At 45.8% G+C, this 25,806-nt stretch carries 20 protein-coding genes; 16 read left to right on the top strand and 4 right to left on the bottom strand.

Annotated features, from left to right (window positions below):
- Nucleotides 1–265: 265 nt before the first annotated feature.
- Nucleotides 266–457 (bottom strand): hypothetical protein, encoded by a 192-nt coding sequence (locus HMPREF0083_RS07475; RefSeq protein WP_021620584.1) that lies wholly within the window; start codon nucleotides 455–457, stop codon nucleotides 266–268.
- 212 nt (nucleotides 458–669) lie between these two features.
- On the opposite strand from HMPREF0083_RS07475, the gene HMPREF0083_RS07470 reads away from it, so the two are divergent.
- The 4 genes from HMPREF0083_RS07470 to HMPREF0083_RS07455 all read left to right on the top strand — a co-directional run bounded on the left by HMPREF0083_RS07470 (nucleotide 670) and on the right by HMPREF0083_RS07455 (nucleotide 7,724).
- Nucleotides 670–3,075: a 3-hydroxyacyl-CoA dehydrogenase/enoyl-CoA hydratase family protein gene (locus HMPREF0083_RS07470; protein WP_040301896.1), complete on the top strand. Its 2,406-nt coding sequence runs from the start codon at nucleotides 670–672 to the stop codon at nucleotides 3,073–3,075.
- A gap of 15 nt (nucleotides 3,076–3,090) precedes the next feature.
- A complete protein-coding gene (locus HMPREF0083_RS07465; RefSeq protein ID WP_021620582.1) occupies nucleotides 3,091–4,272 on the top strand; it encodes an acetyl-CoA C-acyltransferase in 1,182 nt (393 codons plus the stop codon).
- 38 nt (nucleotides 4,273–4,310) lie between these two features.
- Nucleotides 4,311–6,107, top strand: coding sequence for an acyl-CoA dehydrogenase family protein (locus HMPREF0083_RS07460; RefSeq protein WP_021620581.1), 1,797 nt, complete (start codon nucleotides 4,311–4,313; stop codon nucleotides 6,105–6,107).
- A gap of 102 nt (nucleotides 6,108–6,209) precedes the next feature.
- Nucleotides 6,210–7,724 carry a fatty acid--CoA ligase family protein gene (locus HMPREF0083_RS07455; RefSeq protein ID WP_021620580.1) on the top strand — a complete coding sequence of 505 codons (1,515 nt, stop codon included), beginning with the start codon at nucleotides 6,210–6,212 and terminating at the stop codon, nucleotides 7,722–7,724.
- Nucleotides 7,725–7,793: 69 nt separating this feature from the next.
- On the opposite strand, the gene HMPREF0083_RS07450 is transcribed toward HMPREF0083_RS07455, so the two are convergent.
- Entirely contained in the window at nucleotides 7,794–8,015 is a 222-nt protein-coding gene (locus HMPREF0083_RS07450; protein WP_021620579.1) for a hypothetical protein, read from the bottom strand.
- Between the two features lie 119 nt (nucleotides 8,016–8,134).
- Here HMPREF0083_RS07450 and nth point away from each other — a divergent pair, with 119 nt between their 5' ends.
- The 5 genes from nth to HMPREF0083_RS07430 all read left to right on the top strand — a co-directional run bounded on the left by nth (nucleotide 8,135) and on the right by HMPREF0083_RS07430 (nucleotide 14,185).
- Nucleotides 8,135–8,782, top strand: coding sequence for an endonuclease III (gene nth, locus HMPREF0083_RS07445; protein WP_040301895.1), 648 nt, complete (start codon nucleotides 8,135–8,137; stop codon nucleotides 8,780–8,782).
- A 247-nt stretch (nucleotides 8,783–9,029) separates the two neighbouring features.
- Entirely contained in the window at nucleotides 9,030–9,182 is a 153-nt protein-coding gene (locus tag HMPREF0083_RS27930; protein WP_155847227.1) for a hypothetical protein, read from the top strand.
- Between the two features lie 216 nt (nucleotides 9,183–9,398).
- The gene (pepF, locus tag HMPREF0083_RS07440; RefSeq protein WP_040301911.1) at nucleotides 9,399–11,213 is read left to right on the top strand and encodes an oligoendopeptidase F; all 1,815 of its coding nucleotides are present in this window, start codon (nucleotides 9,399–9,401) and stop codon (nucleotides 11,211–11,213) included.
- A 281-nt stretch (nucleotides 11,214–11,494) separates the two neighbouring features.
- Complete coding sequence (locus HMPREF0083_RS26260; RefSeq protein ID WP_051354572.1) at nucleotides 11,495–13,105, top strand: N-acetylmuramoyl-L-alanine amidase; 1,611 nt, start codon at nucleotides 11,495–11,497, stop codon at nucleotides 13,103–13,105.
- A 204-nt stretch (nucleotides 13,106–13,309) separates the two neighbouring features.
- Complete coding sequence (locus HMPREF0083_RS07430) at nucleotides 13,310–14,185, top strand: YitT family protein (protein WP_021620573.1); 876 nt, start codon at nucleotides 13,310–13,312, stop codon at nucleotides 14,183–14,185.
- Between the two features lie 127 nt (nucleotides 14,186–14,312).
- Here HMPREF0083_RS07430 and HMPREF0083_RS26255 read toward each other — a convergent pair whose 3' ends face one another.
- Nucleotides 14,313–14,969, bottom strand: a complete 657-nt coding sequence (locus tag HMPREF0083_RS26255) for a phosphatase PAP2 family protein (protein WP_021620572.1) — start codon at nucleotides 14,967–14,969, stop codon at nucleotides 14,313–14,315.
- A 207-nt stretch (nucleotides 14,970–15,176) separates the two neighbouring features.
- On the opposite strand from HMPREF0083_RS26255, the gene HMPREF0083_RS07420 reads away from it, so the two are divergent.
- From HMPREF0083_RS07420 to HMPREF0083_RS07395, 6 genes are all read left to right on the top strand, one after another.
- Nucleotides 15,177–16,340, top strand: a complete 1,164-nt coding sequence (locus tag HMPREF0083_RS07420; RefSeq protein ID WP_051354571.1) for a phosphodiester glycosidase family protein — start codon at nucleotides 15,177–15,179, stop codon at nucleotides 16,338–16,340.
- Nucleotides 16,341–16,501: 161 nt separating this feature from the next.
- On the top strand, nucleotides 16,502–17,419 hold the full coding sequence (rarD, locus tag HMPREF0083_RS07415) for an EamA family transporter RarD (protein WP_021620569.1): 918 nt from the start codon (nucleotides 16,502–16,504) through the stop codon (nucleotides 17,417–17,419).
- Between the two features lie 122 nt (nucleotides 17,420–17,541).
- The gene (locus HMPREF0083_RS07410) at nucleotides 17,542–18,333 is read left to right on the top strand and encodes an alpha/beta hydrolase family protein (protein WP_051354570.1); all 792 of its coding nucleotides are present in this window, start codon (nucleotides 17,542–17,544) and stop codon (nucleotides 18,331–18,333) included.
- Between the two features lie 27 nt (nucleotides 18,334–18,360).
- A complete protein-coding gene (locus HMPREF0083_RS07405; protein ID WP_021620567.1) occupies nucleotides 18,361–20,121 on the top strand; it encodes an ABC transporter ATP-binding protein in 1,761 nt (586 codons plus the stop codon).
- Nucleotides 20,118–22,202, top strand: a complete 2,085-nt coding sequence (locus HMPREF0083_RS07400) for an ABC transporter ATP-binding protein (RefSeq protein ID WP_021620566.1) — start codon at nucleotides 20,118–20,120, stop codon at nucleotides 22,200–22,202. Before HMPREF0083_RS07405 ends, HMPREF0083_RS07400 begins: the two co-directional genes overlap by 4 nt.
- A 110-nt stretch (nucleotides 22,203–22,312) precedes the next feature.
- A complete protein-coding gene (locus HMPREF0083_RS07395; protein ID WP_021620565.1) occupies nucleotides 22,313–22,570 on the top strand; it encodes a GlsB/YeaQ/YmgE family stress response membrane protein in 258 nt (85 codons plus the stop codon).
- A 100-nt stretch (nucleotides 22,571–22,670) separates the two neighbouring features.
- Here the strand turns inward: HMPREF0083_RS07395 and HMPREF0083_RS07390 are convergent, their stop codons facing one another.
- Nucleotides 22,671–23,645: an MBL fold metallo-hydrolase gene (locus HMPREF0083_RS07390; protein ID WP_021620564.1), complete on the bottom strand. Its 975-nt coding sequence runs from the start codon at nucleotides 23,643–23,645 to the stop codon at nucleotides 22,671–22,673.
- 68 nt (nucleotides 23,646–23,713) lie between these two features.
- Between HMPREF0083_RS07390 and HMPREF0083_RS07385 the strand changes: the two genes are divergently transcribed.
- On the top strand, nucleotides 23,714–24,850 hold the full coding sequence (locus HMPREF0083_RS07385; RefSeq protein ID WP_021620563.1) for a THUMP domain-containing class I SAM-dependent RNA methyltransferase: 1,137 nt from the start codon (nucleotides 23,714–23,716) through the stop codon (nucleotides 24,848–24,850).
- Nucleotides 24,851–25,806: the final 956 nt, after the last annotated feature.

Genomic DNA, 25,806 nt, shown 5'->3' with positions numbered 1-25,806 from the left:
CTCTGGATTATACTGGATAATCAACACCCTTGATTTATATGAACAAAAAAAGCCTCCCTACACGATACAAAGGGAGGAAAAAGTAAACATTGGAGTTATCATTATATACGTAGTGATATGGTGCGATGTTTCAAAAAAGGTGTTTTTTTCTTTCTTTTCTATCCTATCCGTTTGTCGCTATCACATAATATGGATAAAATACAAAAGCGTCAAATCCTGTAAAAGGGACGTGACGCTTGTTTTTGTGCGATCTAAGATGATGCAGCTATGCAGGGAATAGTATCGGTTCGAGATAAAACAATACGGCTGTAGCCACAGCAAGCAAAAGACCCCAAATCGTGAGGCTGAACTGACGCTGATTGCCCTTTTCCGGCTGTGGAAGTAAGCCAAGGATAATCAAGATAAAAGACATGAGTGCTGTAATTGTCAAAAACAACATTAATACGTGTCCTGTCATGCTTGTACTCCTTTCACGCTGGGAATGTTTTTACTATTTTTACTATACCTAGCTTGCAGCTTGTCTGTCAAAAAAGAAATTCTTTTTTGAAAAAATAGGGTGGAAATTCTGATAATAGTGTACTACAATAATAATCAGAACATTTGATATTCATAACCACCGATAAATATGAATGAGTATTCATTCAATATTGAAGACAAGGAGGCTGCATGATGGAGAGAGGCATTCAGAAAGCTGCTGTGCTGGGCTCGGGTGTAATGGGGGCCGCAATTGCCGCGCATTTGGCGAATGCAGGTATTCAAACGTACTTATTGGATATTGTACCGAACAAACTTACAGAGCAAGAACAGAAGAAAGGATTGACACTGGATCATCCTGCAGTACGCAATCGGATTGCGACAGAAGCGAAAGGACGCCTGCTTAAGGCAAAACCCGCGCCGCTATTTTCGAAAAAGAACGCGGATTTAATTGTACCGGGAAATCTGGAAGACAATCTAGAGTACCTGACAGAAGTAGACTGGATCGTCGAAGCGATTGTTGAGAACCTGGAGATTAAGCAGCAACTCTGGGAGAAGGTTGAGCAGAATTGGACGGAAGGTACGATCATTAGCTCGAATACTTCTGGAGTTTCAATTAATAGAATGATTGAAGGAAGAAGCGATGTGTTTCGTCGCCATTTTCTTGGTACGCACTTTTTTAATCCACCGCGTTACATGAAATTGCTTGAGATAATCCCAAGTCATGATACGGACGAGAGTGTAATTGCTTTTATGAAGCGGTTCGGAGAGCGTACGTTGGGCAAAGGCGTTGTGATTGCAAAAGATACACCGAACTTTATCGCGAACCGGATCGGTACGTACGGACTGCTTGTTACGTTCGAAGAAATGCAGAAAGGCGGCTTCGGGGTAGAAGAAGTGGACATGATGACAGGTACTGTCATCGGCCGCCCGAAAAGCGCAACGTTTCGCACGTTGGACATGGTCGGACTGGATACGTTCGTCCATGTGGCAGCCAATGTGCAAAAGAATGTGGAGGATGAGCAAGAAAAAACAGCATTCACCGTGCCAGAGTTGATCCATAAAATGGTCGAGCAGGGCTGGCTAGGCGATAAGGCCGGCCAAGGATTCTACCAGAAGAAGAAAACGGAAAAAGGACGGGAAATTCTTTCGCTAGATTTTCAGGAGCTGACTTATATTCCGACGAAGAAGGCGAGCCTGTCAGCCATCGAGCAGGCGAAGGCGGCAGGCGGATTGAAGAAGCGAATGAAAACGCTTGCCTACAGTCCGTCGAAGGAAGGGCAATTCACCTGGAATGTATTGAAGAAAGTCCTACTGTATTCTGCAGCGAGGCTGCCCGAGATCGCGGACGACATCGTAAGTGTTGATAAAGCCATGAAATGGGGCTTTAATTGGGAGCTTGGCCCGTTTGAGACATGGGACGCACTCGGCGTAATAGAGTCGGTAGAGCGGATGAAGAAGGAAGGCGAAATCGTTCCGTCATGGGTGGAGGAGATGCTAGCCTCAGGTAAAACATCTTTCTATGAAAAAGAAAACGGCACTGTTTATTATCATGCACTGACTGGGGAGCGAGCAGAGGAAGAGAGGGTTCGTGAGCAGCTCAAGCTTTCCGGCTACAAGGAGAAGGCAAAGCCGATTCTGACTAATGCGGGGGCAAGCCTTATTGATATAGGAGACGGAGTTGCCTGCCTGGAATTCCATTCACCTAATAACGCGATCGGTTTTGATATTGTCGATATGCTGTTCAAATCGCTTGATGAAGTTGAGAGAAACTACCGTGGACTTGTCATTGGAAACGAGGCGAAAAATTTTTGTGTAGGCGCCAATCTGATGATGGTGTTGATGGAAGCGCAGGATGACAATTGGGATGATATTAATTATCTCGTACATCGTTTTCAGCAGGCATCGCTTGCGCTTAAGTATGCAAAAAAACCGGTTGTCTCAGCTCCGTTTGGCATGACGCTTGGCGGTGGTGCGGAAGTATGCTTGCCGACAGCAAAAATTCAGGCGTCAGCCGAAACGTATATGGGTTTGGTAGAAGTTGGTGTTGGGGTTATTCCAGGTGGCGGTGGTACGAAGGAAGTGCTTTGGCGTGCTACGAAATCGGCTGATGCGGTAGATTCAAAGGCGGATTTGCAGGTGTTCGTCAATAAAGCCTTTGAGACGATCGCGATGGCCAAAGTATCCGCCAGTGCTGAAGAAGCACGCGAACTTGGTTTTCTGCGGCGAGGTGATGCGATTTCCATGAATCGTGATTATTTATTGTATGATGCCAAGCAATCAGTACTTGGACTTGATAGAATCGGATACCAGCCACCGCGCCAGGAGAAAATTCGTGTAGTTGGCGCTGACGGCAAAGCCGTGCTCAATCTTGGTATTTATACAATGCGGCAGGGCGGATATATCAGCGATCATGACGTTACTATTGCTAAGAAGCTAGCCCATGTGCTCGCAGGAGGCGATGTGAATCGCAACACGTATGTAACGGAACAATACTTGCTCGATCTTGAGCGTGAAGCGTTTTTAAGCTTATGCGGTGAACCAAAGAGCCAGGAACGTATGCATCATATGCTAACGAAGGGGAAACCATTGCGCAATTAGAAAGGAGCGGAAGAGATGAGAGAAGCGGTCATTGTATCAGCCGTACGCACGGCTGTAGGAAAGGCACCAAAAGGAACATTAAAGAACACCCGTCCGGAAGATTTGGGTGCGGCGGTCATTCGGGAAGCTGTGCGCCGTGTGCCAGGGCTTGAGAAGGATAGGATAGAAGACGTAGTTATCGGCTGCGCGATGCCAGAAGGCGAGCAAGGATTGAATATGGCACGCATCATTTCTGTTTACGCGGGTCTGCCAAATACGGTTCCGGCTTTTACGATTAACCGTTTTTGTTCATCCGGCCTACAATCCATTGCCATTGCGGCCGAGAAGATTATGTGCGGGTTTGCGGATGTTGTCATTGCCGGGGGCGTGGAAAGTATGAGTCATGTACCGATGACCGGCTATAAGCCGGCGCCTCATCCAGACATTGTAGAGAAATATCCAGAAATCTATATCAGTATGGGTCATACAGCCGAGAACGTTGCAGAGCGGTTTAATGTGAGCCGCGAAGATCAGGATCAGTTCGCGGTAATGAGCCACGCAAAAGCTGCGGCAGCTATTAGGAATGGTAGGTTCAAAGACGAAATTGTTCCATTAACAGTAAAAGAAAAGTATTTCGATGATAAAGGCAAATTGCAGGTCAGAGAATTCATCTTTGATACGGATGAAGGCGTGCGTCCAGAGACAAGTATGGAAGGGTTGGCCAGGCTGAAATCCCCATTTCGACTAGGCGGTAGCGTAACAGCAGGGAATGCGTCGCAGACGAGCGACGGAGCGGCAGCGGTGGTCGTCATGTCACGCGAAAAAGCGGAAGAGCTGGGGTTGAAGCCGCTTGCGATTTTTCGTTCGTTTACCGTCGGTGGCGTAGATCCAGACATTATGGGAGTAGGTCCAATCGCTGCGATTCCGAAAGCGCTGAGGCTTGCAGGTATCACACAGGATGATGTCGATTTGTTTGAGATTAACGAGGCATTTGCTTCCCAAGCCTTGCAGGTAGTCCGTCATCTGGGTATCGATGAAAGCAAAGTCAACGTGAACGGCGGCGCGATAGCGCTTGGACATCCATTGGGCTGCACCGGCTCAAAGCTGACGGTGTCGCTTGTACATGAAGCAGCACGTAGAGGCGCCAAGTACGGTGTTGTCTCGATGTGTATCGGTGGCGGCATGGGTGCGGCTGGCGTATTCGAATTTGTGAATTAGCATATAGAACAAAAACGATTGCAATAGGAGGAATTTTGATGAGTGTACAAGATACAATGCCAAAAGGCGGACAGTTCATTCTTGAAGAGGCGGACTACAATTCAGTATTCACCCCGGAGGATTTTAGTGAGGAGCAGCAGATGATTGCACGTATGACGCGTGATTTCATTGAAGGGGAAGTAGCACCGAAGTCGGAAGAAATTGAGAAACTGGATTATGAATTGACGGTAAAATTGCTTCGGCAGGCTGGCGAACTGGGGCTTCTGGGGGCTGATGTTCCAGAAATATACGGCGGCGCAGCGCTTGATAAAATCAGTTCCAGCCTTATCGGAGAATATATGGTGCGTGGCGGATCGTTTTCACTTAGTCATGGCGCCCATGTGGGGATCGGTACGCTACCGATAGTATTTTTCGGCACGCCTGAACAGAAGGCCAAATATTTGCCCCAACTTGTGACTGGTGAAAAAATTTCGGCATATTGTCTCACTGAACCTGCTTCCGGTTCCGACGCACTGGGTGCCAGAGCGACTGCAGTGCTTAACGAAGCTGGTACACACTATGTTTTGAACGGAACAAAGCAATTCATTACGAATGCTGGCTTTGCGGATGTGTTTATCGTATATGCAAAAATTGATGGAGAACACTTCTCCGCATTTATCATAGAAAAAGAATTCCCAGGCGTAAGCACTGGTGCGGAAGAGAAGAAAATGGGCATCAAAGGATCATCCACCCGCCCGCTTATTCTTGACAATGTAGAAGTGCCAGTGGAAAACCTGCTGGGGGAGGCAGGTAAGGGCCATAAAATCGCATTTAACATCCTAAACATCGGCCGTTACAAGCTGGGGGTCGGGGCCATTGGTGCATCCAAATGGGCCATTGAGCTTGCAACTGAATATGCCAAGGAGCGTAAACAGTTCAAAACAGAAATCATTAATTTCCCGCTTATTCAGAACAAGCTTGCAGATATGGCGATTCGCACATATGTAAATGAAAGCTTGACGTATCGTACCGGAGGTTATCTGGAAGCGGCGACACAGCATTTGAATCTAGAGAAGAACGTATTTAATGAAGCAGCTAAAGCGATCGAGGAACATGCGATCGAATATTCTATCGTTAAAGTATTTGGTTCGGAAGCGCTTGATTTTGTAGCTGATGAAGGTGTGCAAATTCATGGAGGCTACGGCTACATCTCCGAATACAAAATTGAACAAATATATCGTGATTCTCGTATCAACCGTATTTTTGAAGGTACGAATGAAATCAATCGTCTATTGATTCCGAGTACGCTTCTAAAGCGTGCGATGCAAGGGAGGTTGCCGCTTATGCAGAAGTTGCAGACCTTGCAAAAAGAGCTAACCGGATATATGCCGCCGATGGATATATCAGAGCCGACCGAACTTTTGGAAGCGGAAAGCAAGATGCTCGAAGCGGCGAAGAAACTGTTCCTAATGGCAGGGGGGACGGCGGTACAGAAATATATGCAAAAAGTTGCTCAAGAGCAGGAAATTCTGGAGAGTCTGTCCAACTTGATGATTACGATTTATGCGTTGGAATCCGCCTTGCTGCGCGCAAAGAAGACAGCCGATCGCAGAGGTGAAGCAGCAGCACAATTGCAGATTGACATGACTCGTGCCTATTTTCAGGAAGTATGGTCTGATGTAGAGAAATGGGCAAAGGGAGTGTTGGTGGCGACAAGTGAAGGGGATGTGCTGCGCACCCAATTGTCTATCGTGAAAAAGCTTGTACGTATACAGCCGCTTAATACAATCACGCTCAAGCGCGGCATTGCAAGACGCATTATTGAAGCCGAGCAATATACAACAGCCATGAAGTAAGATACACGGGCGGGAGAGCCGATCAAGCACCCGCCCGCTTCTCCTCTTTTTCCGCTGGTTTTCTGTAGGAAAGTATGAAAAAAAGAGAGGTGGCTATTGATTATGACGTTAATCGAAAATATTGAGCGGGGTATGCGTGAATATCCGGAACGGATCGCATATATTTTTCAGGACATACATGCCACGTATGGCCAGTTATACCAGCAAGCGAGAAATATGGCTGCATATCTTACGGAAAAAGGCATTGGCAAGGGTGATCATGTGGCCGTGCTACTGGGGAATTCTCCGCATTTTCTCATCTCATATTATGGAATTCTGCTGACCGGGGCTGCAGTCGTACCGATTAATCCAATATATACACCAAAAGAAATTCTCTACATTCTACATAATAGTCAGGCCAAGATGGCGATTGCCGTTGCGCCGCTATTGCCAGCATTTATAGATATGCATCAGAAGCTGCCCGAATTGCGAGAGGTTGTACTGGTGAACGGCGATTCGAATCATGAGTGGACCACATCATTCGAAAAAATGATAACGCATTCAAGCGAGGAGTGGCAGCGGCCGGAAATCGAAGACGAAGATTTAGCGGTTATTCTATATACATCCGGTACGACAGGTCAGCCAAAAGGGGCTATGCTAACCCAGCGCAATATGGCGTCCAATGCGGATGCGATTGCTGAATATCTGGGTGTAACTCTGCATGATACATTTGTAACCGTGCTTCCGATGTTCCATGTTTTCTGTATGACTGTATGCATGAATGCGCCGATTGCCCTTGGAGCTTCCATGCTTATTCTTCCGAAATTTAGCCCGACAGAAGTCGTACAATCCATTCATAAACATCAGGCTACTGTATTTGCTGGCGTACCAACGATGTATAATTTCATTATGCAGACACCCGGTGTATCGCCGGAAGATTTGACCTCGCTTCGCATTTGCATCTCGGGAGGAGCCTCTCTACCTGTAGCATTGCTACATAATTTCGAGAAGAAGTTCGGCAAAATCATTTCCGAAGGATACGGGCTGTCGGAAGCGTCGCCGGTTACGGCCTTCAATCCGGTCCACGGCGTACGAAAGCCGGGCTCCATTGGAGTAGATATTCCTGGTGTGGAGAATAAAATCGTAGATGCAGAAGGCGAGGATTTGGAAAAAGGACAGGTCGGCGAACTTGTTGTACGAGGCCCGAACGTGATGAAAGGATATTTAAACATGCCGGAAGAAACAGCGCGAACGTTACGTGATGGCTGGCTGTATACAGGTGATATGGCGTATATGGATGAGGATGGTTATATTTTTATTGTCGATCGGAAGAAAGATATGGTCATTGTGGGGGGATACAACGTATATCCACGTGAAGTAGAAGAGGTACTGTACAGTCATCCACAGGTTATTGAGGCTGCAGTAATCGGCGTGCCCGATGAAAATCAGGGCGAAGTCGTACAGGCCTATGTAGTAACACACGATGAGTCATTGACGGAAGAGGAGCTCAGAACATATTGCAGCCAGGAGCTGGCTAAATACAAGGTACCACATAAAATCGTATTCATTGAGAATTTACCGAAAAATACGACCGGTAAAATTCTGCGCCGAGCATTACGTGATATGGTGCTGAAGTAGCCAAAAACAAGGTCTTGGCCGTATTCCCTATATAGGTGAAATTATGGCAAAGACCTTGTTTGATTAAAATTACAGCTGCCGAAATTTCTCCAAAATTGCAGCTGCATTTTCATATTTGTCCGCCGTGAAATGTTTTTCCGCCCAGTCTATAAGCTCATGACGTCCATTTAATACGTATGTATCCTCGCCCCACTCTGTGGAAATCTCCCGCACGGTAATGCGAACGCCTTCTATTTCTGCAGTAATCATATTCCAGCTGTCTTCTTTATAAATTACATGCTTTTTTGCCATTTTCCTCAACCTTTCATTTGGACACAAAATTTCATTATTATAGTGTAACGATTGACGCAAAAGTTTGCAACTGTTACCCTATTGTCGTATCTAATTTCTAAGATAAAAGGTGAAGAAACGTGGTAACGAAAACACAAATGCGCCGCATTCTTGATACGTTCGCCGAAATGTTTCCGGATGCGCATTGCGAATTAAATCATAGTAACCCATTTGAGTTGACGATTGCGGTACTGCTATCGGCCCAGTGTACAGACGCCCTCGTCAATAAAGTCACGCCCAACCTGTTCAAAAAATATAAAACACCGGAAGATTATTTGTCTGTTCCGCTCGAAGAACTGGAGCAGGATATACGTAGTATCGGTTTATACCGCAATAAGGCAAAAAACATCCAAAAGCTTGCCCGTATGTTAATTGAAGATTTCGGTGGAGAAGTGCCAAAAGAGCATGGCGAACTCGTTAAATTACCCGGAGTTGGCCGTAAGACCGCCAATGTGGTCGTCTCTACGGCTTTCGGCGTCCCGGCTATTGCAGTCGACACCCATGTAGAGCGCGTTTCCAAGCGTCTCGGAATTGCCCGCTGGAAAGATAATCCTCTGCAGGTGGAGGAAGCGCTTATGAAGAAGGTTCCACGCGAAGAATGGGCGATTACGCATCATCGGATGATTTTCTTTGGCCGCTACCACTGCAAAGCAGTCAACCCGCAATGCCAGATATGCCCGCTTCTTGACATGTGTAGGGAAGGCAAAAAAAGAATGAAAACAAAATAGTAAAAAAATATTGTTTATTTCGTGATAGTACTATATAATAATACTATCACTCAGTGAAAGTTTGCCCTTTCATTTTCAGTGATGCCATTTATTCTCATTAAAACAACTGAGGAATCGACTGAACTCTGGGAAAGCCAACCGGAGAGAAAAAAGCGATACCGGCCAGTTATATCTAATGCATACGCTTACTGTACGCTGATGATATAACTGGCCTTTTTGTTGTAATGAAAAACCGAAAGGAGGGTGAATGATGACATTCGAAGATGCATGTATTTCTTGTGGTAGAGGGTTGGCTTCCTGGGAAAGAAATCGAGCGGAATGCCTTGATTGCAGGGAGATTGCCTGTGAAACGTATAGCGATGATCATGCAGATGTAACGACAGAAGATTACACCTCGTAAGCAATGCGTCAAACGGCCGGGATATGAACCGGCCGTTTTTTGTGTGAGAATATTCTTGAAATTGGTGCATACATAAGTTTGGTAAAGTGATAAGGAGGAATTCTTTTCTTTAATTGCGAAATGATAAGAGGAAAGGAAGGAAGTGGCGCATGGCTGCGTCAGTGTTTTCTTCACCACATGATGAGAGGGGGAAGCGGTTCTATACCGCACCATACGATGGAACAAACTTCACAAAAAATGCTTCCGAAACGTTCGGAAATCAAGCAGGAATTCAAGTGGAAGCTCGAGAGTATTTTTGCATCTGATGCCGCCTGGGAGGATGAGTACAAAAAAGTACAGGAGTTGGTGGAACAAATTCAGAGTTTCCAGGGAAGATTAAATGAATCGCCTGCGGTGTTGGCGGAATGTATGAAAACATATGAACAGCTTGGCCTCGCCATGGAACGTGTTTATGTATACGCACGTATGCGCAGAGATGAGGATAATACGAATACGAAGTACCAGGCATTGACTGATCGGGCGGCTTCGCTTAGCATTCGTGTCTCTAGTGCAATTTCTTTTCTAGTGCCGGAAATTCTCGCCATGCCTGATGAGCGTCTTGAGAGCTATATTGCTGACAAGACATTGACTCCGTATCGCTTCTATCTAAATGAGATTAAACGACAAAAAGAGCATGTACTAAGTGCGCAGGAAGAGCAAATCATTGCACAGGCCGGGGAGCTTGCACAGGCGCCGCAGACGATTTTTGGCATGATTAACAATGCTGATATGACGTTCCCGATGATTACCGACGAAAATGGTGAAGAGGTGCAGCTGACACACGGCCGTTATATTCAATTCATGGAAAATCCGGATCGTCGTGTGCGCCAGGATGCTTTTAAAGCCATGTATGATACGTACGGCAAGCAGAAAAATACGATTGCTGCAACGCTAAATGCTAGCGTCAAAAAAGATGTATTCTATGCACGCATACGCAAATATCCGTCTGCACTTGCTGCGTCCCTAGATAACGACAATATTTCGGTTGATGTATATACGAATCTTATTCAAGCCGTCCGTGATAACCTTCCGGCTATGCACCGATACGTTTCATTGCGCAAAAAGCTGCTCGGAGTAGATGAACTGCACATGTACGACCTGTATGTGCCAATGGTCAAAGAAGTGAAGATGGAGATTCCCTATAATCAGGCACTTGATCTGGTACAAAAAGGACTTGCACCCCTAGGTGAGGATTATGCCAAGGTTCTGCAGGAAGCTTTTGTGTCCGGTTGGATTGACGTGTATGAAAACGAAGGGAAAACAAGTGGCGCGTATTCATGGGGAGCATACGGTACACACCCATTCGTGCTGATGAATTACCAGAACAACGTCAACAACTTGTTTACATTGGCGCATGAAATGGGTCATGCTATGCACAGCTATTACAGTGACAAGCACCAACCATATCTTGATGCCCAGTACAAAATCTTCGTAGCTGAGGTCGCATCCACGCTCAACGAATCGCTCCTTATGGATTATATGCTCAAGAATACGGATGACCCGCGTAAGAAGATGTACCTTCTTAATTATTATCTTGAACAGTTCCGTGGCACCGTGTACCGTCAGACAATGTTCGCTGAATTCGAGAAGATGATTCATGAAAAAGTAGAAGCAGGCGAACCTTTAACTCCGGAAACACTGTGCAGTATGTATTATGAGCTGAATGTAGATTATCATGGGCCGGATATGGTCATTGATGAGGATATTAGAATGGAATGGGCACGTATTCCGCATTTCTACAACGATTTCTATGTTTACCAGTATGCAACCGGATTTTCAGCCGCGACGGCGCTTTCACAGCAAATTTTGCATGAAGGAACCCCGGCAGTTGAACGTTATTTAACATTTTTGCAGAGTGGGGGCTCCGACTATCCGCTTGAACTTTTACGTAAAGCAGGTGTCAATATGGCGTCACCTGAGCCGGTCATCCAAGCACTTAAAGTATTTTCCCGTTTGCTTGATGAGATGGAAGAGCTAACGAAGCACATATAGTCAGGCGAACCGTTCTATATATTTATAACGAGAGGTTGTAAGGGAGAAGGCGAAAGCCTTTTCCCTTTTTTTATAGTAGGAGCCTTTGCCTACTTGGTTATTGCAAGGTGTTTTTCTAGCATTAGGCAAGCAAGAAAAATAGTGCTATTGTAGGAAAACAATTTGTTGTATCTTGCGTCTATACTATATGCTGGCTGTCCAAAACTGCATGCATGGCAAGTTCCATCGGAAAGGAGATATGTCACTGGCAACTTAGAGAAAGCAAGGGAGCGAGGAAAACAATGAGAAAAAGAGGACTGCTGCTATGGGCATTTCTGTTAATCTTTGCCTGGGTAGTGCCCACGGCAGTACAGGCGGCGCCTGCCATGTCGCTTGTAGTAAATGGCAAGGAGGTTAAGCCTGATGTTCCACCGCAACTGGTGCAAAATCGTACGATGATTCCGCTATACTTTGCGGGAGAGGCGTATGGTGTTGACGTGAAGTGGGATAACAATACAAGAACGGTTACGATTGATGATCATGCTGGAAAAATCATTACGATGAAACCAGACAACAAGACCGCCTATGTAAATGGAAAAGCAGTAACACTTGAAGTAGCGCCCAAAATTATTAAGGACAGAACATTCCTGCCGCTGCGCCAAGTAGGGGATTGGCTCGGAGCCACCGTGGGGTGGGACGCCGCAGCCAATACGGTTACTTTTAACGACAAAAAAAGCATCGCTGTGAACGGCAATGTTCTCACACAGGCACCTGTTTACCAACTGCCTTATGGACATTTCGTCAGACTGAATGATGTAGCAAAACCGCTTGGCTACGAGGTGAAAAAAGAGGCAGAGAAAGTAATTCTCGAGCAAGGAGCAGAGAAATATACCATCGCACAGGCATCCGCCAAGCAAGCGAATGGCTACCGTCTAATCGATGGATACTTTGCTGTTACTCCAGAGTTTCTTTCACAGGTTATTGGAGCAAAAGCCGATTGGAACGACAACAAGACTGCATGCACATTGGACAAGCTGCAATACATTACAGGAATTTCCCGTACGGATGATGGAATCAGTGTAGAATCTCAAGGCAAAATGTCGTATAGCCACTTCACGCTTGACAAGCCAGATCGAATCGTTATTGATTTCAATCACGCCCGTTTGAAAGAGGGGGTAAGCGTATCCGGTACTTCTTCCAAGGTGGATAATGTACGCTACAGCCAGTACAGCCTCTCACCTGACAGAGTGCGGATCGTACTTGAAATGTCTGCACCGTATGCATACGGTATAACTGCTGCTGACGGCATGACAAGAGTGACGCTGCAGGAAGCTAAACCGACTCCATCGCCAACACCGAAGCCGGACGCTTCTGACCCGTTTGTCATTGTGCTTGACCCTGGACATGGGGGATCGGATTCAGGTGCAGGAGGTGCGGCAGGCAACTATGAAAAAAATCTGGTATTGCCGATTGCCAAGATTACAGAATCGATTTTAAAGCAGAATCCTAACTTTAAGGTGATTATGACACGTTCAGGCGATACATACCCGACACTTCAGGATCGCGTGGCTATAGCCAATAACGCAAAAGCGGATGTATTCCTATCCTTCCATGCAAACTCCGCTACAGCAAGCGCGCACGGAACGGAAACATACTATAATACGGCCCAAAGCAAGGAGTTCGCTTCGATCGTTCATAAGCATTTGACGCAAGCTACAGGTTTTACTGACCGAGGTCTGCGTACGGCTAATTTCTATGTCGTGAAAAATACGAAAATGCCGTCTACGCTAATCGAAATCGGTTTCTTGACGAACCCCAGCGAAAATAAAAAAATGCTTGACCCTGCATTTCAGCAGCGGGTAGGTGAGGCAATGGCAGCTGCTATTGTGGAATATTACAACAAAAAACACTAATACTTATCAAAGTAGAGCTTCTATCAGTGGGAGGATTTTTATCCTCCGCTGATGGATAGTTGTACTTATCGAGGTCTTACTGCCTGTTGGACCGGGATAATAAAGAAAGGTTCTTCAAAAGATATTCAGGAGGGACCTTTCTTTTTTTTGTGTGATTATCTAAGATAAGAGGACAATGCGATGTGGAAGGAGTAATCGAATACGATGATGTGGCAGCGAATTCGCCCCTTTTTATTTATCACGGCAGGCAGTTTTTTATACTCGATTGCCGTAAATTTGTTTTTTGTTACGAATAAACTGGCGCAGGGTGGGGTAACCGGTATTTCTCTATTATTGCACTATAAACTTGGTACGCCTGTTGGTCTGCTTATTATTCTAATAAACATTCCGGTCTTTATTCTTGGTTATTTTGTTCTAGGGCGGGGTTTTCTGATACGAAGTGCATACGGGATGCTGGCTGCTTCGATCTTTATTGACTTAACTTCGGCATGGCAGGTCCCACCGCTGCAAAATGTGATTCTGGCTCCATTGTATGGCGGAATTATTGCGGGGACTGGATTAGGTCTCATATTCCGAGTTGGAGGAACTTCCGGGGGCGGCGATATTATTGCACGCGTATTACAACATAAATTCCGGCGCATTGACCTCGGAAAATTTTTGTTTGGTATTGACTTTACCATCATTGCAATCTCGGCCCTTATTGTTGGTGTCGAGAAGGCAATGCTGACAGTAGTTGCCGTGTATGTTAGCGCACGAGTGGTCGATTTGCTGCTCTCGGGATTTCAAAAACAGCGTAGCGTTATTATCATCTCCAGTAAGCCTGATGAGATTACGAAGGAAATACATAAGCGTCTGGTACGTGGGGTGACAATGCTCCATTCGATGGGAGGCTATTCACGTCGGGAAGGAGAGGTATTGCTGGTCGTTGTACAGTTGTATGAGACAGATAAGCTGCGTCGTCTTGTTGAAGAAATTGACCCGCGTGCCTTTATTCTTGCCCTTGAAGCAAAAGAAGTGCACGGTGAAGGGTTCAGCTTCCCCTCACCAGCCCGTAGTCATTTAGGAGAAGAGAACCAGTAAACAAAGAAGGGCCGTTTACCACGTGTGTAATAATGATGATAAGCGGCTGCTTTCGTTCAACCATCGGATTACTTCTCTGGAATTTATAAAAACGGAGCGAATGTTCGCTCCGTTTTTGCTGTGTTGATTATACTTTTTCATTCTGTTTTTTTTGTGCTGCAAATGGTGTTTCAGCCGGGGAGTTCTGTGGTATTATTTCGGCATTCGGCAAAATGTACCGTCGGACGATCGGTACATATGATAATATTTTATAAGCGATTTTCATAACTGGGACTCGCATCGTAATTTTTCCTGCGATGATTCCGATTATCGCCCCTCCGATAACGTCCAGCGGGTAGTGAACCCCTACATAAATACGAGAGTATGCCATAATTAAGGCGCACGGTAACGTCCATCGAATCGATTTTGGGAATAATCGATAGAGCACATACATAGAAACAAAAGAGGATACCGCATGGCCTGATGGAAAGGAAGAGGAAATAGGCATGTGGGTAAGGTGGATAACCTGTTCCTCCACAGCGGGCGGTCTTGGACGCATAATCGCGAATTTCATCGCATATTCGATAACGCCGCCGATGCCGATACCGGCAAACAGAGTCGCCGCAGGACGAAGTCCGCCAACCCGTTGTCGGATAAGCAGCAGGACGATTACAATTAGAAACCAGAATAACCCTTTGTCGCTGATGGCAGAGACGAGAATCATAAACCAATCAAGTGCGGGGATGTTTAACTGTACATTCAGCCAATGGAAAAGCTGCCGGTCGAAAGAAAGAATTGCTTCCATATGCACCACCTGTATTTATATAATGTAATTATGAAACAAAGTGGACGCCCCGGTCGTATTTATGATGGTAGTTATTTTATACGATGTGCAATATAGATGCAAGACGCGGAATAACTTTCTTGTATTTATTTCAGAATGCGATAAGATATAGAATGGCAGACATCTTACAGAAAATATAGAATCGCACGAGAGAAAGGAAGACGAATCGTGTTATTTCCTACCTCAAAACGAATGGAGCAATTAAACCAAAGCGAAATGTCTGCGACTGCGGTAGCCTCTTCATCTTTATCGTTACCGCGCAGATTGTCTAGACGCTGGTTTCGTGTCGCAGTGTGGGCGTTATGGATTATTTGTATAATCGTCTCGCTTGCGCTTGGCTGGTTTTATTTGACACCACAAGGAACAAAGTTACGAGGAATTGTTGCAGAAGCAGTGTATACATCGAAACAAACGAAATACACATGGCTGCTCGTAGGAACGAGCGGTGTAGAAAAAATTAAAGAGAATTTCCAGCGACAGGCGGAAGCGAATCATCTTGCCAAACAAGATATGAGTCTTGTGAAGGTAGCAGCACCAGATCCGCAACATATACTTACCCCATCCACGCTAATTAATGTGGAGGATATTCGTGGAGAGACATATGTTGGCAAAATCATGTACATTAAGGATCCGCGCCTTATTCATGTGGTCGCCAGCCATAATCCGGGCGGGGAGAAAGTGAGTAACATAGCCACGCGCAAAAATGCATTAGCCGCAATTAATGGCGGAGGATTCTTCCTGACTGATAAAACCGATGATATGGTAGGTCCAGAGTTTGAAGGCGTGGAGCGGATTATGCATCCACTTGGCATTATTATTAGCGAAGGCAAGCTTGTGAGCGGTGATAATGAAGCAAAACAGGACATTGTTGGGTTCACAAAAGACGGAGTGCTGATTAGCGGCCGTTATACGTATGAGCAGATGAAAAAGCTGGGTGTCCAAGAAGCGGTAAGCTTTCTGCCCCGCCTTGTTGTTAACGGAAAGCCGATGATAACGGAAGGAGACGGCGGATGGGGTGTAGCACCGCGTACTGCCATCGCACAAAAGAAAGACGGAACGGTCATGTTTCTCGTCATTGATGGTCGGTCGATCCATAGTTTCGGAGCTACGCTCAAAGACGTACAGGAAGAGCTGCTTAAGCGCGGCGCCGTGAATGCAGTTAATCTTGACGGGGGCTCTTCGTCTAGCATGTACCATCGGGGCAAGCTGATTACGACTCCGTCCGGCATCGCTGGGGAGAAACCGATGCCAAATGCATTTCTTGTATACAATCCAGCCCATAAACATGGAGGATATGTATATGGGGCGAAACAGGAAAAACCTCATTCATAAGGAAAAAATTCCGTCTGTGGAAGAGGGAACGGGGTATGTATCGGAGCTTACAGCCCTGTGGGCTAAAATAAAAATGGAGAAGGCGAAGAGCCTCTCCGTTTTTTATGTTGTATGGAAGCAGTGCAGATATGATTAATAAAAAAGTAATGAGGGTGTAGCGTATGAAGCATGAAGGAGAAGAGAAGGCAAAAGCTGCCGGCGTGGGCTACTCAATTATAGCCTATATAGCTTGGGGATTGCTGCCGCTGTACTGGAAGTACCTGGACAGAGTATCGGCCTTTGAAATTTTGGCTCATCGGATTTTTTGGTCTTTTTTATTTGTTGCGTTTTTACTAATGCTATATCGGCGCTGGGAGCCATTTAAGAAGGCATTGCTTAACCGGAAGATTGCATTGGCTGCGTTTCTCAGCTCCGTATTAATAAGCGCTAACTGGTTTATTTATATTTGGGGTGTGAATAACGGACATGTAATCGAGGCCAGTCTCGGCTATTATATTAACCCGCTGCTTAGCGTAGCACTGGGAGTAGTAGTGCTGAAGGAGCGCTTATCACGCTGGCAGACGATGGCGCTTATGATTGCAAGCATCGGAGTTATTATTTTGACGGTACAGTATGGCAAGATACCGTGGATTTCATTTGCTCTAGCGATTACTTTCGGTTTTTATGGTTTGGCTAAGAAGAAAGCACAGACAGAGGCATTGGTGGGTTTGGCGCTGGAAACAGTATTCATGGCCCCGCTTGCACTTGGTTATATAGTGTTTACGGAAGCTAGCGGTGTAGGGGTCATTGGGCTTGTATCGCTTCCTGAAATGGCCCTGCTTATCGGAACAGGTGTAGTGACGGCGCTGCCGCTTCTATGGTTTGCCAAAGGCGCTCGGTCGGTACCGTTGTCTACGATGGGATTTATTCAATACATGGCTCCTACGATTAGTTTAATACTAGGGATTTTCGTGTTTAAAGAGGTGTTTACATCCACGCATATGATTAGCTTCGCGTTTATCTGGTGTGCGCTACTGTTATATTCTTTATCCTATACGAGCATAGCCCATACGTCTCGCTATGGGAAAGCTCGCCCGTAATTAATGGAAATACCGAGAAAAGCACTTCTGTTATTGTAATATGATGGAAGTGTTTTTCGTGTTATACTATTCAGCAACAACACGATTCACCCGTTTTTTCTCAATTAAGGGAGGAAATACATATGCTTTATAACCCGCTGATTTCACGGATGATGTTGCCTGCCTCCATACCTGATGTAAGCGTCTACCATGTTATGTATAGAGCTGACGATACGGTGGTGGCTGGATACTTAGCACAACCGAAAGCACACCGGAAATGCCCGGCGCTCGTCTATTGCAGGGGAGGTATTCATCGGGTTGGTATGGTGCAGCTTGAATGGATTGAGCATATGGCTGCCTGTGGATTCATCGTATGTGCCCCTTCATATCGGGGCAATGAAGGCGGTGAGGGTCAGGACGAATTCGGAGGAGCCGATCGTCAGGATGTATACGGTGCGTTGCAGTTGCTTTTGCATCTACCACAGGTCGATGCAAAGAGGATTGGAGCAATTGGCTTTTCACGTGGAGCAGTCGGTGCGTTTCTCGCAGCGGCAGAGACGGAGCAGATCGGTGCGCTTGTTTCATGGGGTGGTGTGGTCGATCTGCATCTGACATATGAAGAACGGGAGGATTTGCGTCGTATGCTCCGGCGGGTCATTGGTCATCCGGTAAAGGATGCACATGCGTATATGGAGCGCTCCGCCTTGTATCGTGCCACCGAAATAAAGTGTCCGATTTTATTTGTGCAGGGAGGATGCGATGGACAGGTAAGTTCGCGTCATCCTCATTATATGGCAAGGCGATTGGAAGAACTGGGAAAGTCTTATGATTTTTGGTATTATCCGGAATACGGACATCATTTTCCGGAAGCTGCCCATTACGGTGCACTTAGTGATGCCTGCCATTGGCTAAAGAATAAGCTATGTGCCTGTTAAATTGCATAGTAGGAGAGGAGAGGCGGAGTGCGGATATTTCAGCGGCTGTGGTGGTTTATTAAAGCCCACAAGAAGAAGTACATAATAGGTATTCTGCTGCTTGTGGCATGTGATGTGCTTGTACTACTTCCCCCCTGGTTGGTAGGTGAACTTATTAACCGGATGCGAGCCGGAACGCTTCATGGACAGGGGCTTGCTTGGAGTGTAGCGCTCATTGCGGCGTTGGCCTTTTTGCTATATGCAATGCGCTTTTCATGGCGGTATTACTTGTTCGGTGCTTCTCTTGTTCTGGAGAAGACATTGCGTAATCGCCTATTTGGCCATCTGACACAAATGAGTCCAGTTTTTTATGATCGAAGACGTACCGGTGATTTAATGGCGCTTGCAACGAACGATATTGTAGCTATCGAGATGACATCGAGCATGGGAATTTTGATGTTAGTCGATTCGCTTGTGATGACGGTGGTGGCTTTATCCGCGATGGTGATACTTATTAGCTGGAAATTGACGCTGGCTGCACTGCTGCCATTGCCTTTGCTCGCATGGGCAACCGGTTATTATGGTAAACTGCTCCATGATCGTTTTTTTGATGCCCAAACAGCATTCGGCAGGTTAAATGGCCATGTACAGGAATCGATTTCAGGTATCCGTGTATTGCGTGCGTTCGTTCAAGAACAGCCGGACATTATCTCATTTACGAAAACAGCAGATGATGTGATGGAGAAGAACATTCGCGTAGCCCGGATTGACGCATTGTTTGAGCCGACGATTTCACTTTTGATTGGAGTCAGCTTTCTCATTGGCATTGGCTACGGAACTACACTTGTGTTCCACAGCGAGCTTACGTTAGGTGAGCTTGTGTCGTTCAATTTATATCTTGGGTTATTAATCTGGCCCATGCTTGCGCTTGGCTGGTTGATGAACATTGTGCAGCGGGGGAGCGCTTCGTGGGATAGATTAAGTGATGTGCTGGAAGAGAAACCTGAGATTACAGGCGGGACAAAGTTCAAGGGGCCAGAAAACACACATGCCAGCCTGGAAATGATAGACCTCACCTTTCGATATCCCGGACAGGAATCGGCTGTACTGAGTAACATAACTCTGACAGTGCGACCTGGACAGACAGTGGGTATTGTAGGCCGGACGGGAAGCGGCAAGTCCACATTGATGAAGTTATGGATGCATTTTTATACGGTGCCCGAATGCACTATATATGTAGAAGGCATTCCTATCGAGCAATGGAATACAGCCGCCTTGCGGTCCCGATTTGGCTATGTACCTCAGGATCACTTCTTATTTTCACGTACTATAAAGGAGAATATATCGTTTGGAGACGAGGAAGCTTCCGATGAGGCTATTGAACGTGCGCTTGCAAATGCTGCACTAAAGATGGATCTGGCACGCATGCCCCAAGGACTTGCAACTCCTGTCGGTGAACGAGGAATTACACTATCCGGTGGGCAAAAGCAGCGGATTGGCATCGCGCGTGCGCTCGTAACCGAGCCGGAAGTGCTATTACTTGATGATTCGTTGTCTGCGGTCGATGCGCGAACGGAAGAGACCATCCTTAGCCATTTGCGTAGGGAACGAAGTGGAAAAACAACAATCATCGCTGCGCATCGAATGTCGGCAGTTATGCATGCGGATCGAATTTATGTATTGGATGCAGGGCGTATTGCTGAACAGGGAACACACTTTGAGCTTATGGAACAGAATGGTTGGTATGCCGAACAGTTCCGTCGTCAGCAGGCCTTGGCTACGCTTGAAGATGAGGGGGAAGACGCATGAGAAAACCAAACTCTACGCTGCGTCGGCTGCTTGGCTATACAACGCCTCATCGTTTATCCATTACGATTGCACTATTGCTGCTCATTATAGCTACCGCAGCCGAGCTTGCAGGCCCTTTTATCGCCAAACGAGCCATTGACGTACACATTCTTGGCATCGAGAAGCCCTGGCGTGTATACACCCCGGATTCAGCTCCAGCGGGTACGCCGCAGGTAGAGTACAGAAACCGTATATGGGTTCGTGAAGAATGGCTTATGCGTGATGGGCGAAAATCTGACATCGACAGCGGAGAAAGAAGACAGATTCTTGAAGTAAACCGCACATACTATACATTGCCGACCGTAATTCCATTCGAGGGCGAACGAACGATTAACAGCCGATCCGGAAGGACCGAATTGACGATAACGCTTGGCGATAACCAGATCTCCTATCCTGTTGAGGCGATTGCGTCTTCGGATGTCAAGGCGTTTTATGCGCCAGAGATTCGCCCGCTTGTTCAGCTTGTGCTTTTGTATATCGGCCTTCTGCTTATTGCCGGCATACTTCAATATATTCAGGCTCTTTCGTTACAGAGTACCGCACACCGGATTATCCGTCAGATGAGGATCAATATTTTTTCGCATTTACAAAGGCTATCGATTGCATTTTTTGATCGAACGCCTACCGGACAGATCATTTCCCGGGTAACGAACGATACGGAAGCTGTACGGGAATTGTTTGTTAGTATTATGGCGATTTTTGTTCAGAACATTGTATATATGATTGGGATTTTAGTTGCACTGTTTATTTTGCAGCCTGAACTGGCACTGCTTTGCATTTGTCTGCTTCCGCTTATTGCTGTAATTATCGCGTTGTTTAGGCGCTATAGTTCACGCATTTATGGCGAGATTCGTGCCAGGTTAAGTGAAATGAATGGAATGCTAAACGAAATGATTCAGGGTATGAGCATTGTGCAGGCATTTCGCCGTGAACAAGCGGTGCAAAAAGAGTTTGCTACCGTAAACGAAACGTATTTTAAAGCACGCTTTCGTGAGGTAAAACTGGATGGATTACTGCTACGCCCGGCGGTGGATGTTATTAGTAACTTGATGCTTGCACTAGTTATTTGGTATTTCGGTAGCCAATCAATGCATAATGCCATTTCATTTGGGGTGTTGTATGCATATGTTGATTATTTGAGTCGTTTTTTCGAGCCGATTAACACCATTATGGAGCGTCTGTCAACGATGCAACAATCGTTAACGTCTGCGGAGCGGGTATTTGAAGTGATAGATGAGCCGGAATCTGTACGGGATAGACAGAATAAAGAAAGTAAAGATACAGTGCTGCGGCTTTCCGGGGATGTAGTGTTTGACAACGTATCGTTTGCTTATCGTGATAATCATACTGTACTACATAATATTTCTTTTTCCGTACAGTCAGGGCAGACCATCGGAATTGTGGGCCATACTGGTTCAGGAAAAAGTTCCTTGATGAACCTGCTGCTTGGATTTTATGAGCCCCAGCAGGGAACCATCTATATTGACGGAAGAAAAATGGAGAACTATCCGCTGCAGGAACTGCGCCGACAGATGGCGCTTGTCATGCAGGATCCGTTCATTTTTACGGGGGATATTTTATTTAATATCCGATTGCACGAGACGGCAAGCATTTCTGATACAGATGGGCGAATGGCTGCGAATGCGGTGCAGGCGGCTTCGTTTATCGAACGTCTCCCGCATGGGTATAAGGAGGAGGTTATCGAACGAGGAAGCAATTTTTCAAGCGGGGAACGTCAATTGCTTTCTTTTGCACGGGCGATGGCATTTAACCCTGCCATTTTGATTCTTGATGAGGCGACGGCCAGTATCGACAGTGAAACTGAAGCGCGAATTCAGCAGGGACTTCGAGAACTTGCCAGAGGACGTACAACATTCATCATTGCGCACCGCCTTTCCACCATTAAAGACGCAGATTTAATCCTTGTCCTGCATCAGGGACGTATTGTCGAGCGGGGAACCCACGAGGAACTGCTCCGGGAAAAAGGCAGATATTACGTAATGTATCAACTTCAACAAGGCGGTAAAGTAAAGCATAAATAAAATTGGAAAAAATAAGATTAAAACATGATGTGTGTAATAATCTATAAATCTGGGTAAATACTAATCATACCACGATAGAATTTACATTAGATGCAAAGGAGGACACACACATGGGATTCATTTGGTCACTCATCGTCGGAGGTATTATCGGATGGATAGCAGGTGCTCTTATGGGGCGCGATATACCCGGAGGAATCATTGGTAATATTATCGCCGGTTTTATCGGTGCATGGATCGGTTCCGCATTGCTTGGCAACTGGGGTCCGGTTGTAGGCGGATTTGCGATTATCCCAGCCATCATCGGCGCCGTTATCCTTGTGTTCATCGTGAGCCTGGTGATGCGCAGCATGCGTCGTGAACGACACTAAAGAAAAGCCTGCACATAAAACACCATAGAAGGAAATAAAAAAGGACGCTCGTTTCCCCTTAGAGAAACGGCGCCTTTTTTTATGGATAAGATAATTTTTTCTATTTTTTTATTTGGTGTGTTTCAGAATGCGTTCTCATCTGCATGTAGTGGAACATTCCTTTTGCATCCATTTCAATATCGAATGTAAACGAGTCCAGCACTGGATCATTTTCTGGTACACCAAGTTTACGAAGTTCCTTATGAAAGTATTGGCGAAGCTTTTCAGCAGTATATTCCCATGTTGGATTCTCCTGATAGGCTTCTTCCGCGATATGGGTGAATGCCTCGGCACGCTCGATATTCTCTGCAATAACGTGTTTTGCATCGCCATGACGACCATAATGGGTCATAAATACTTGTTCGATATCCAGCTCCATAAAGCGTCGTAACGTAGCAATCATCGCTTCTGGATCGAATTGGACCGGTGAAGAGGTTGGTGCATAGAAATCAAAGCCGAATTTCTCCTGCAGCCAAGGGGCGCTCATTCCAATGGAATCTCCGCTGAAAATACCCTTGCTTGCCGGATCATAAACAGCGAAGTGGTGATACGCATGTCCCGGACTATCGTAGAAGTAAAGCGTGCGATTATCGCCAATGGATAATTTGAATTCATCGTTGGCGATAATAATTTTCTCCTGCGGTACAGGTACCATCGGACCAAACAATTGGTCGAATTCATCTCCGTATACTTGTTTGGCGCCCGCGATTAATTTACTCGGATCGATCATGTGCCTAGCACCGCGTGGATGTACGACAAGCTTGGCATTTGGCAATTTTTCAAGCAGTAATCCGGCTCCACCTGCATGATCAAGGTGAATGTGTGTTACAATGACGTATGTAATTTCTTCCGGAGCTATGTTCAGTTGCTTAAGCGCGTTTAACACATGGGGAACGGATACGCTTGCGCCCATCTCAACGATCGTTTTCTGTTCGGCATCGATGAAATATCCGGTAGAACGTCCGCCTTCCATGCGGTTGACAAGTTCAATCTGGTAAATATCATGGCCGAGATTTACAATATGATTTGTTGTCACGCTAGCCTCTCCTAACCTTTTGATTTTTCTGAATTTAATATTTTTATTATAGCATAAGGAGTTTTTGTATGAGTAAAGTTGACATTATTGCGACCTCCACTTTTGGTCTTGAAGCGATTGTAGCACGGGAGGTAAAGCAGCTTGGATATGAAAACGCCAAGGTAGAAAACGGAAAAGTGATGTTTACTGCAGACAAGCTGGCCATCTGCCGCACCAATTTGTGGTTGAGGACAGCGGAGCGGATTCGCCTGAAAATCGGCGAGTTCAAAGCGACAACCTTCGATGAATTGTTCGAGCAAACGAAAGCATTGCCATGGGCAGAATGGATTCCGGAAGATGCACAATTTCCGGTGGAGGGGAAGTCCGTAAAATCAACATTGTTCAGCATTTCGGATTGTCAGGCAATCGTGAAAAAAGCGATCGTGGAAAGCCTGAAGCAAAGTTATCATAAGACATGGTTTGAGGAAACAGGGGCGCTGTTCAAAGTTGAAGTGGCTTTACATAAAGACATTGTAACACTAACAATTGATACGTCCGGTGCAGGACTGCATAAGCGTGGGTATCGGCAGTTAATTAGCGGGGCACCGCTGAAGGAAACGATGGCCGCGGCTATGATTCAGCTCTCGTTCTGGAATCCGGATCGTCCGCTTCATGATCCGTTCTGCGGTTCCGGTACGATACCGATCGAAGCAGCGCTCATTGGACGCAACATTGCGCCGGGAATGAACCGTGAATTCGTCTCAGAAGAATGGCCTTCTATTCCGAAAAAGCTGTGGCAGGAAGCACGGCGTGAGACCCATGATCTAGCGAAGTATGATCGTCCGCTCGAGATTACCGGTACGGACATTGACGGCGATATGATTGCCGTGGCAAATGAAAATGCGGAAGAAGCGATGATAGAGGATGCGGTCCGTTTTAAGCGGCTGCCAGTCGGTGCATATACAAACGATGCTAGGTATGGCTGTATTATATGTAATCCTCCGTACGGGGAGCGGCTCGGCGAGAAGCGTGAGGTTGAGCAGCTTTATAAAGTGATGGGAAAAACATTCGGTGCACTTGATACGTGGTCTTACTACATTCTTACATCGTATCCTGAATTTGAGCAGTTTTTCGGCAAGAAGGCTGACCGTAACCGTAAGCTGTATAACGGAAATCTGAAGACATACTATTATCAATATTATGGCCCACGCCCGCCACGTGACTGAGGTTAATTGATAAAACTCTGTAGTTATAAGGTGTCTAAGCAATGATGAGGCGTTAGCAGCGTATTGTAGCGCTTTTGATAGCATATTTGAGTAATGCTTGTCCAAATTTATTGCTGCCTCCATTTGCATACTAGGAAGTACATGAGAGTAGCGTGAGTATGCCGTAAATCGTGAAATTTGATCTTCGGTACTGCGCTACCCTCATTAGCTTACGAAATGCCTTACCTATGTTATTTGGCTTTAACGTTGTGCCAATATTCGTAAGGACAACATGTATCACTGTTTCAAGGTTAGCAACAATAGAAGAAAGAAATGCAACCATGTTGTCTGTACATAATAGCTGTATGTGGGCTGATGGTGTGTGTCATTTCTTCTAGCCAGCGATTGAAAAAATCATTATACAGTACAGTTGATGAGGGGATTCGGAACGAAGAGACTAAAGCCCTTTTTTGCTTCAGATAAATTAATGAGCATTCTAGAAAAAGCGATTGCAGAGAAAGAGTATCAAAAGAAAAATGGTACAGCAGAATAAAGAAATCCTGTATCTGAAGGCAAAGAATATCACAAGAAGTGGTATGCTGCGGATGGCTAAACAAATCTTAGATCGTGATGGAGTATGAGAAAAACCACAATACATTGAGATAGCTGACAAGTTTAATATTAGCTTTGTTATACTATTGGTAAGACGGCAATGAAAAGTTGGGTTCCACTTAAACAGTGTATAAATATTGAAAATCTAAATAGGTTATATGAATAACAACAACAGCCTCTGTAGAATGGGGTTGTTTTTTTGTATTTTACATTTCATTTGGTAAATATCACACCTGCTGATTATCCATAGGGTGGAAGAAGGAAGGTGCACGCGTCGGCGTATTCCCTCGTCTTTTTCTCGCAAGGAAGGGATACGGCCGCTTTGTGACGTCAAGGCCGGACCGGCAAAACATCTGGGCCTCTCG

Origin of the sequence: Aneurinibacillus aneurinilyticus ATCC 12856 (assembly GCF_000466385.1) — a bacterium.
Classification (GTDB): Bacteria; Bacillota; Bacilli; order Aneurinibacillales; family Aneurinibacillaceae; genus Aneurinibacillus; species Aneurinibacillus aneurinilyticus.
Note: the sequence above shows the minus strand (reverse complement) of the source record. Positions and strands in the feature narration are given on the sequence as shown.

What these genes read in the sequence shown, in the direction of transcription:
- HMPREF0083_RS07475 (WP_021620584.1), bottom strand. Translation starts at nt 457, where the DNA reads ATGACAGGACACGTATTAATGTTGTTTTTGACAATTACAGCACTCATG.
- HMPREF0083_RS07470 (WP_040301896.1), top strand. Translation starts at nt 670, where the DNA reads ATGGAGAGAGGCATTCAGAAAGCTGCTGTGCTGGGCTCGGGTGTAATG.
- HMPREF0083_RS07465 (WP_021620582.1), top strand. Translation starts at nt 3,091, where the DNA reads ATGAGAGAAGCGGTCATTGTATCAGCCGTACGCACGGCTGTAGGAAAG.
- HMPREF0083_RS07460 (WP_021620581.1), top strand. Translation starts at nt 4,311, where the DNA reads ATGAGTGTACAAGATACAATGCCAAAAGGCGGACAGTTCATTCTTGAA.
- HMPREF0083_RS07455 (WP_021620580.1), top strand. Translation starts at nt 6,210, where the DNA reads ATGACGTTAATCGAAAATATTGAGCGGGGTATGCGTGAATATCCGGAA.
- HMPREF0083_RS07450 (WP_021620579.1), bottom strand. Translation starts at nt 8,015, where the DNA reads ATGGCAAAAAAGCATGTAATTTATAAAGAAGACAGCTGGAATATGATT.
- HMPREF0083_RS27930 (WP_155847227.1), top strand. Translation starts at nt 9,030, where the DNA reads ATGATGACATTCGAAGATGCATGTATTTCTTGTGGTAGAGGGTTGGCT.
- pepF (WP_040301911.1), top strand. Translation starts at nt 9,399, where the DNA reads ATGGAACAAACTTCACAAAAAATGCTTCCGAAACGTTCGGAAATCAAG.
- HMPREF0083_RS26260 (WP_051354572.1), top strand. Translation starts at nt 11,495, where the DNA reads ATGAGAAAAAGAGGACTGCTGCTATGGGCATTTCTGTTAATCTTTGCC.
- HMPREF0083_RS07430 (WP_021620573.1), top strand. Translation starts at nt 13,310, where the DNA reads ATGATGTGGCAGCGAATTCGCCCCTTTTTATTTATCACGGCAGGCAGT.
- HMPREF0083_RS26255 (WP_021620572.1), bottom strand. Translation starts at nt 14,969, where the DNA reads ATGGAAGCAATTCTTTCTTTCGACCGGCAGCTTTTCCATTGGCTGAAT.
- rarD (WP_021620569.1), top strand. Translation starts at nt 16,502, where the DNA reads ATGAAGCATGAAGGAGAAGAGAAGGCAAAAGCTGCCGGCGTGGGCTAC.
- HMPREF0083_RS07410 (WP_051354570.1), top strand. Translation starts at nt 17,542, where the DNA reads ATGCTTTATAACCCGCTGATTTCACGGATGATGTTGCCTGCCTCCATA.
- HMPREF0083_RS07400 (WP_021620566.1), top strand. Translation starts at nt 20,118, where the DNA reads ATGAGAAAACCAAACTCTACGCTGCGTCGGCTGCTTGGCTATACAACG.
- HMPREF0083_RS07395 (WP_021620565.1), top strand. Translation starts at nt 22,313, where the DNA reads ATGGGATTCATTTGGTCACTCATCGTCGGAGGTATTATCGGATGGATA.
- HMPREF0083_RS07385 (WP_021620563.1), top strand. Translation starts at nt 23,714, where the DNA reads ATGAGTAAAGTTGACATTATTGCGACCTCCACTTTTGGTCTTGAAGCG.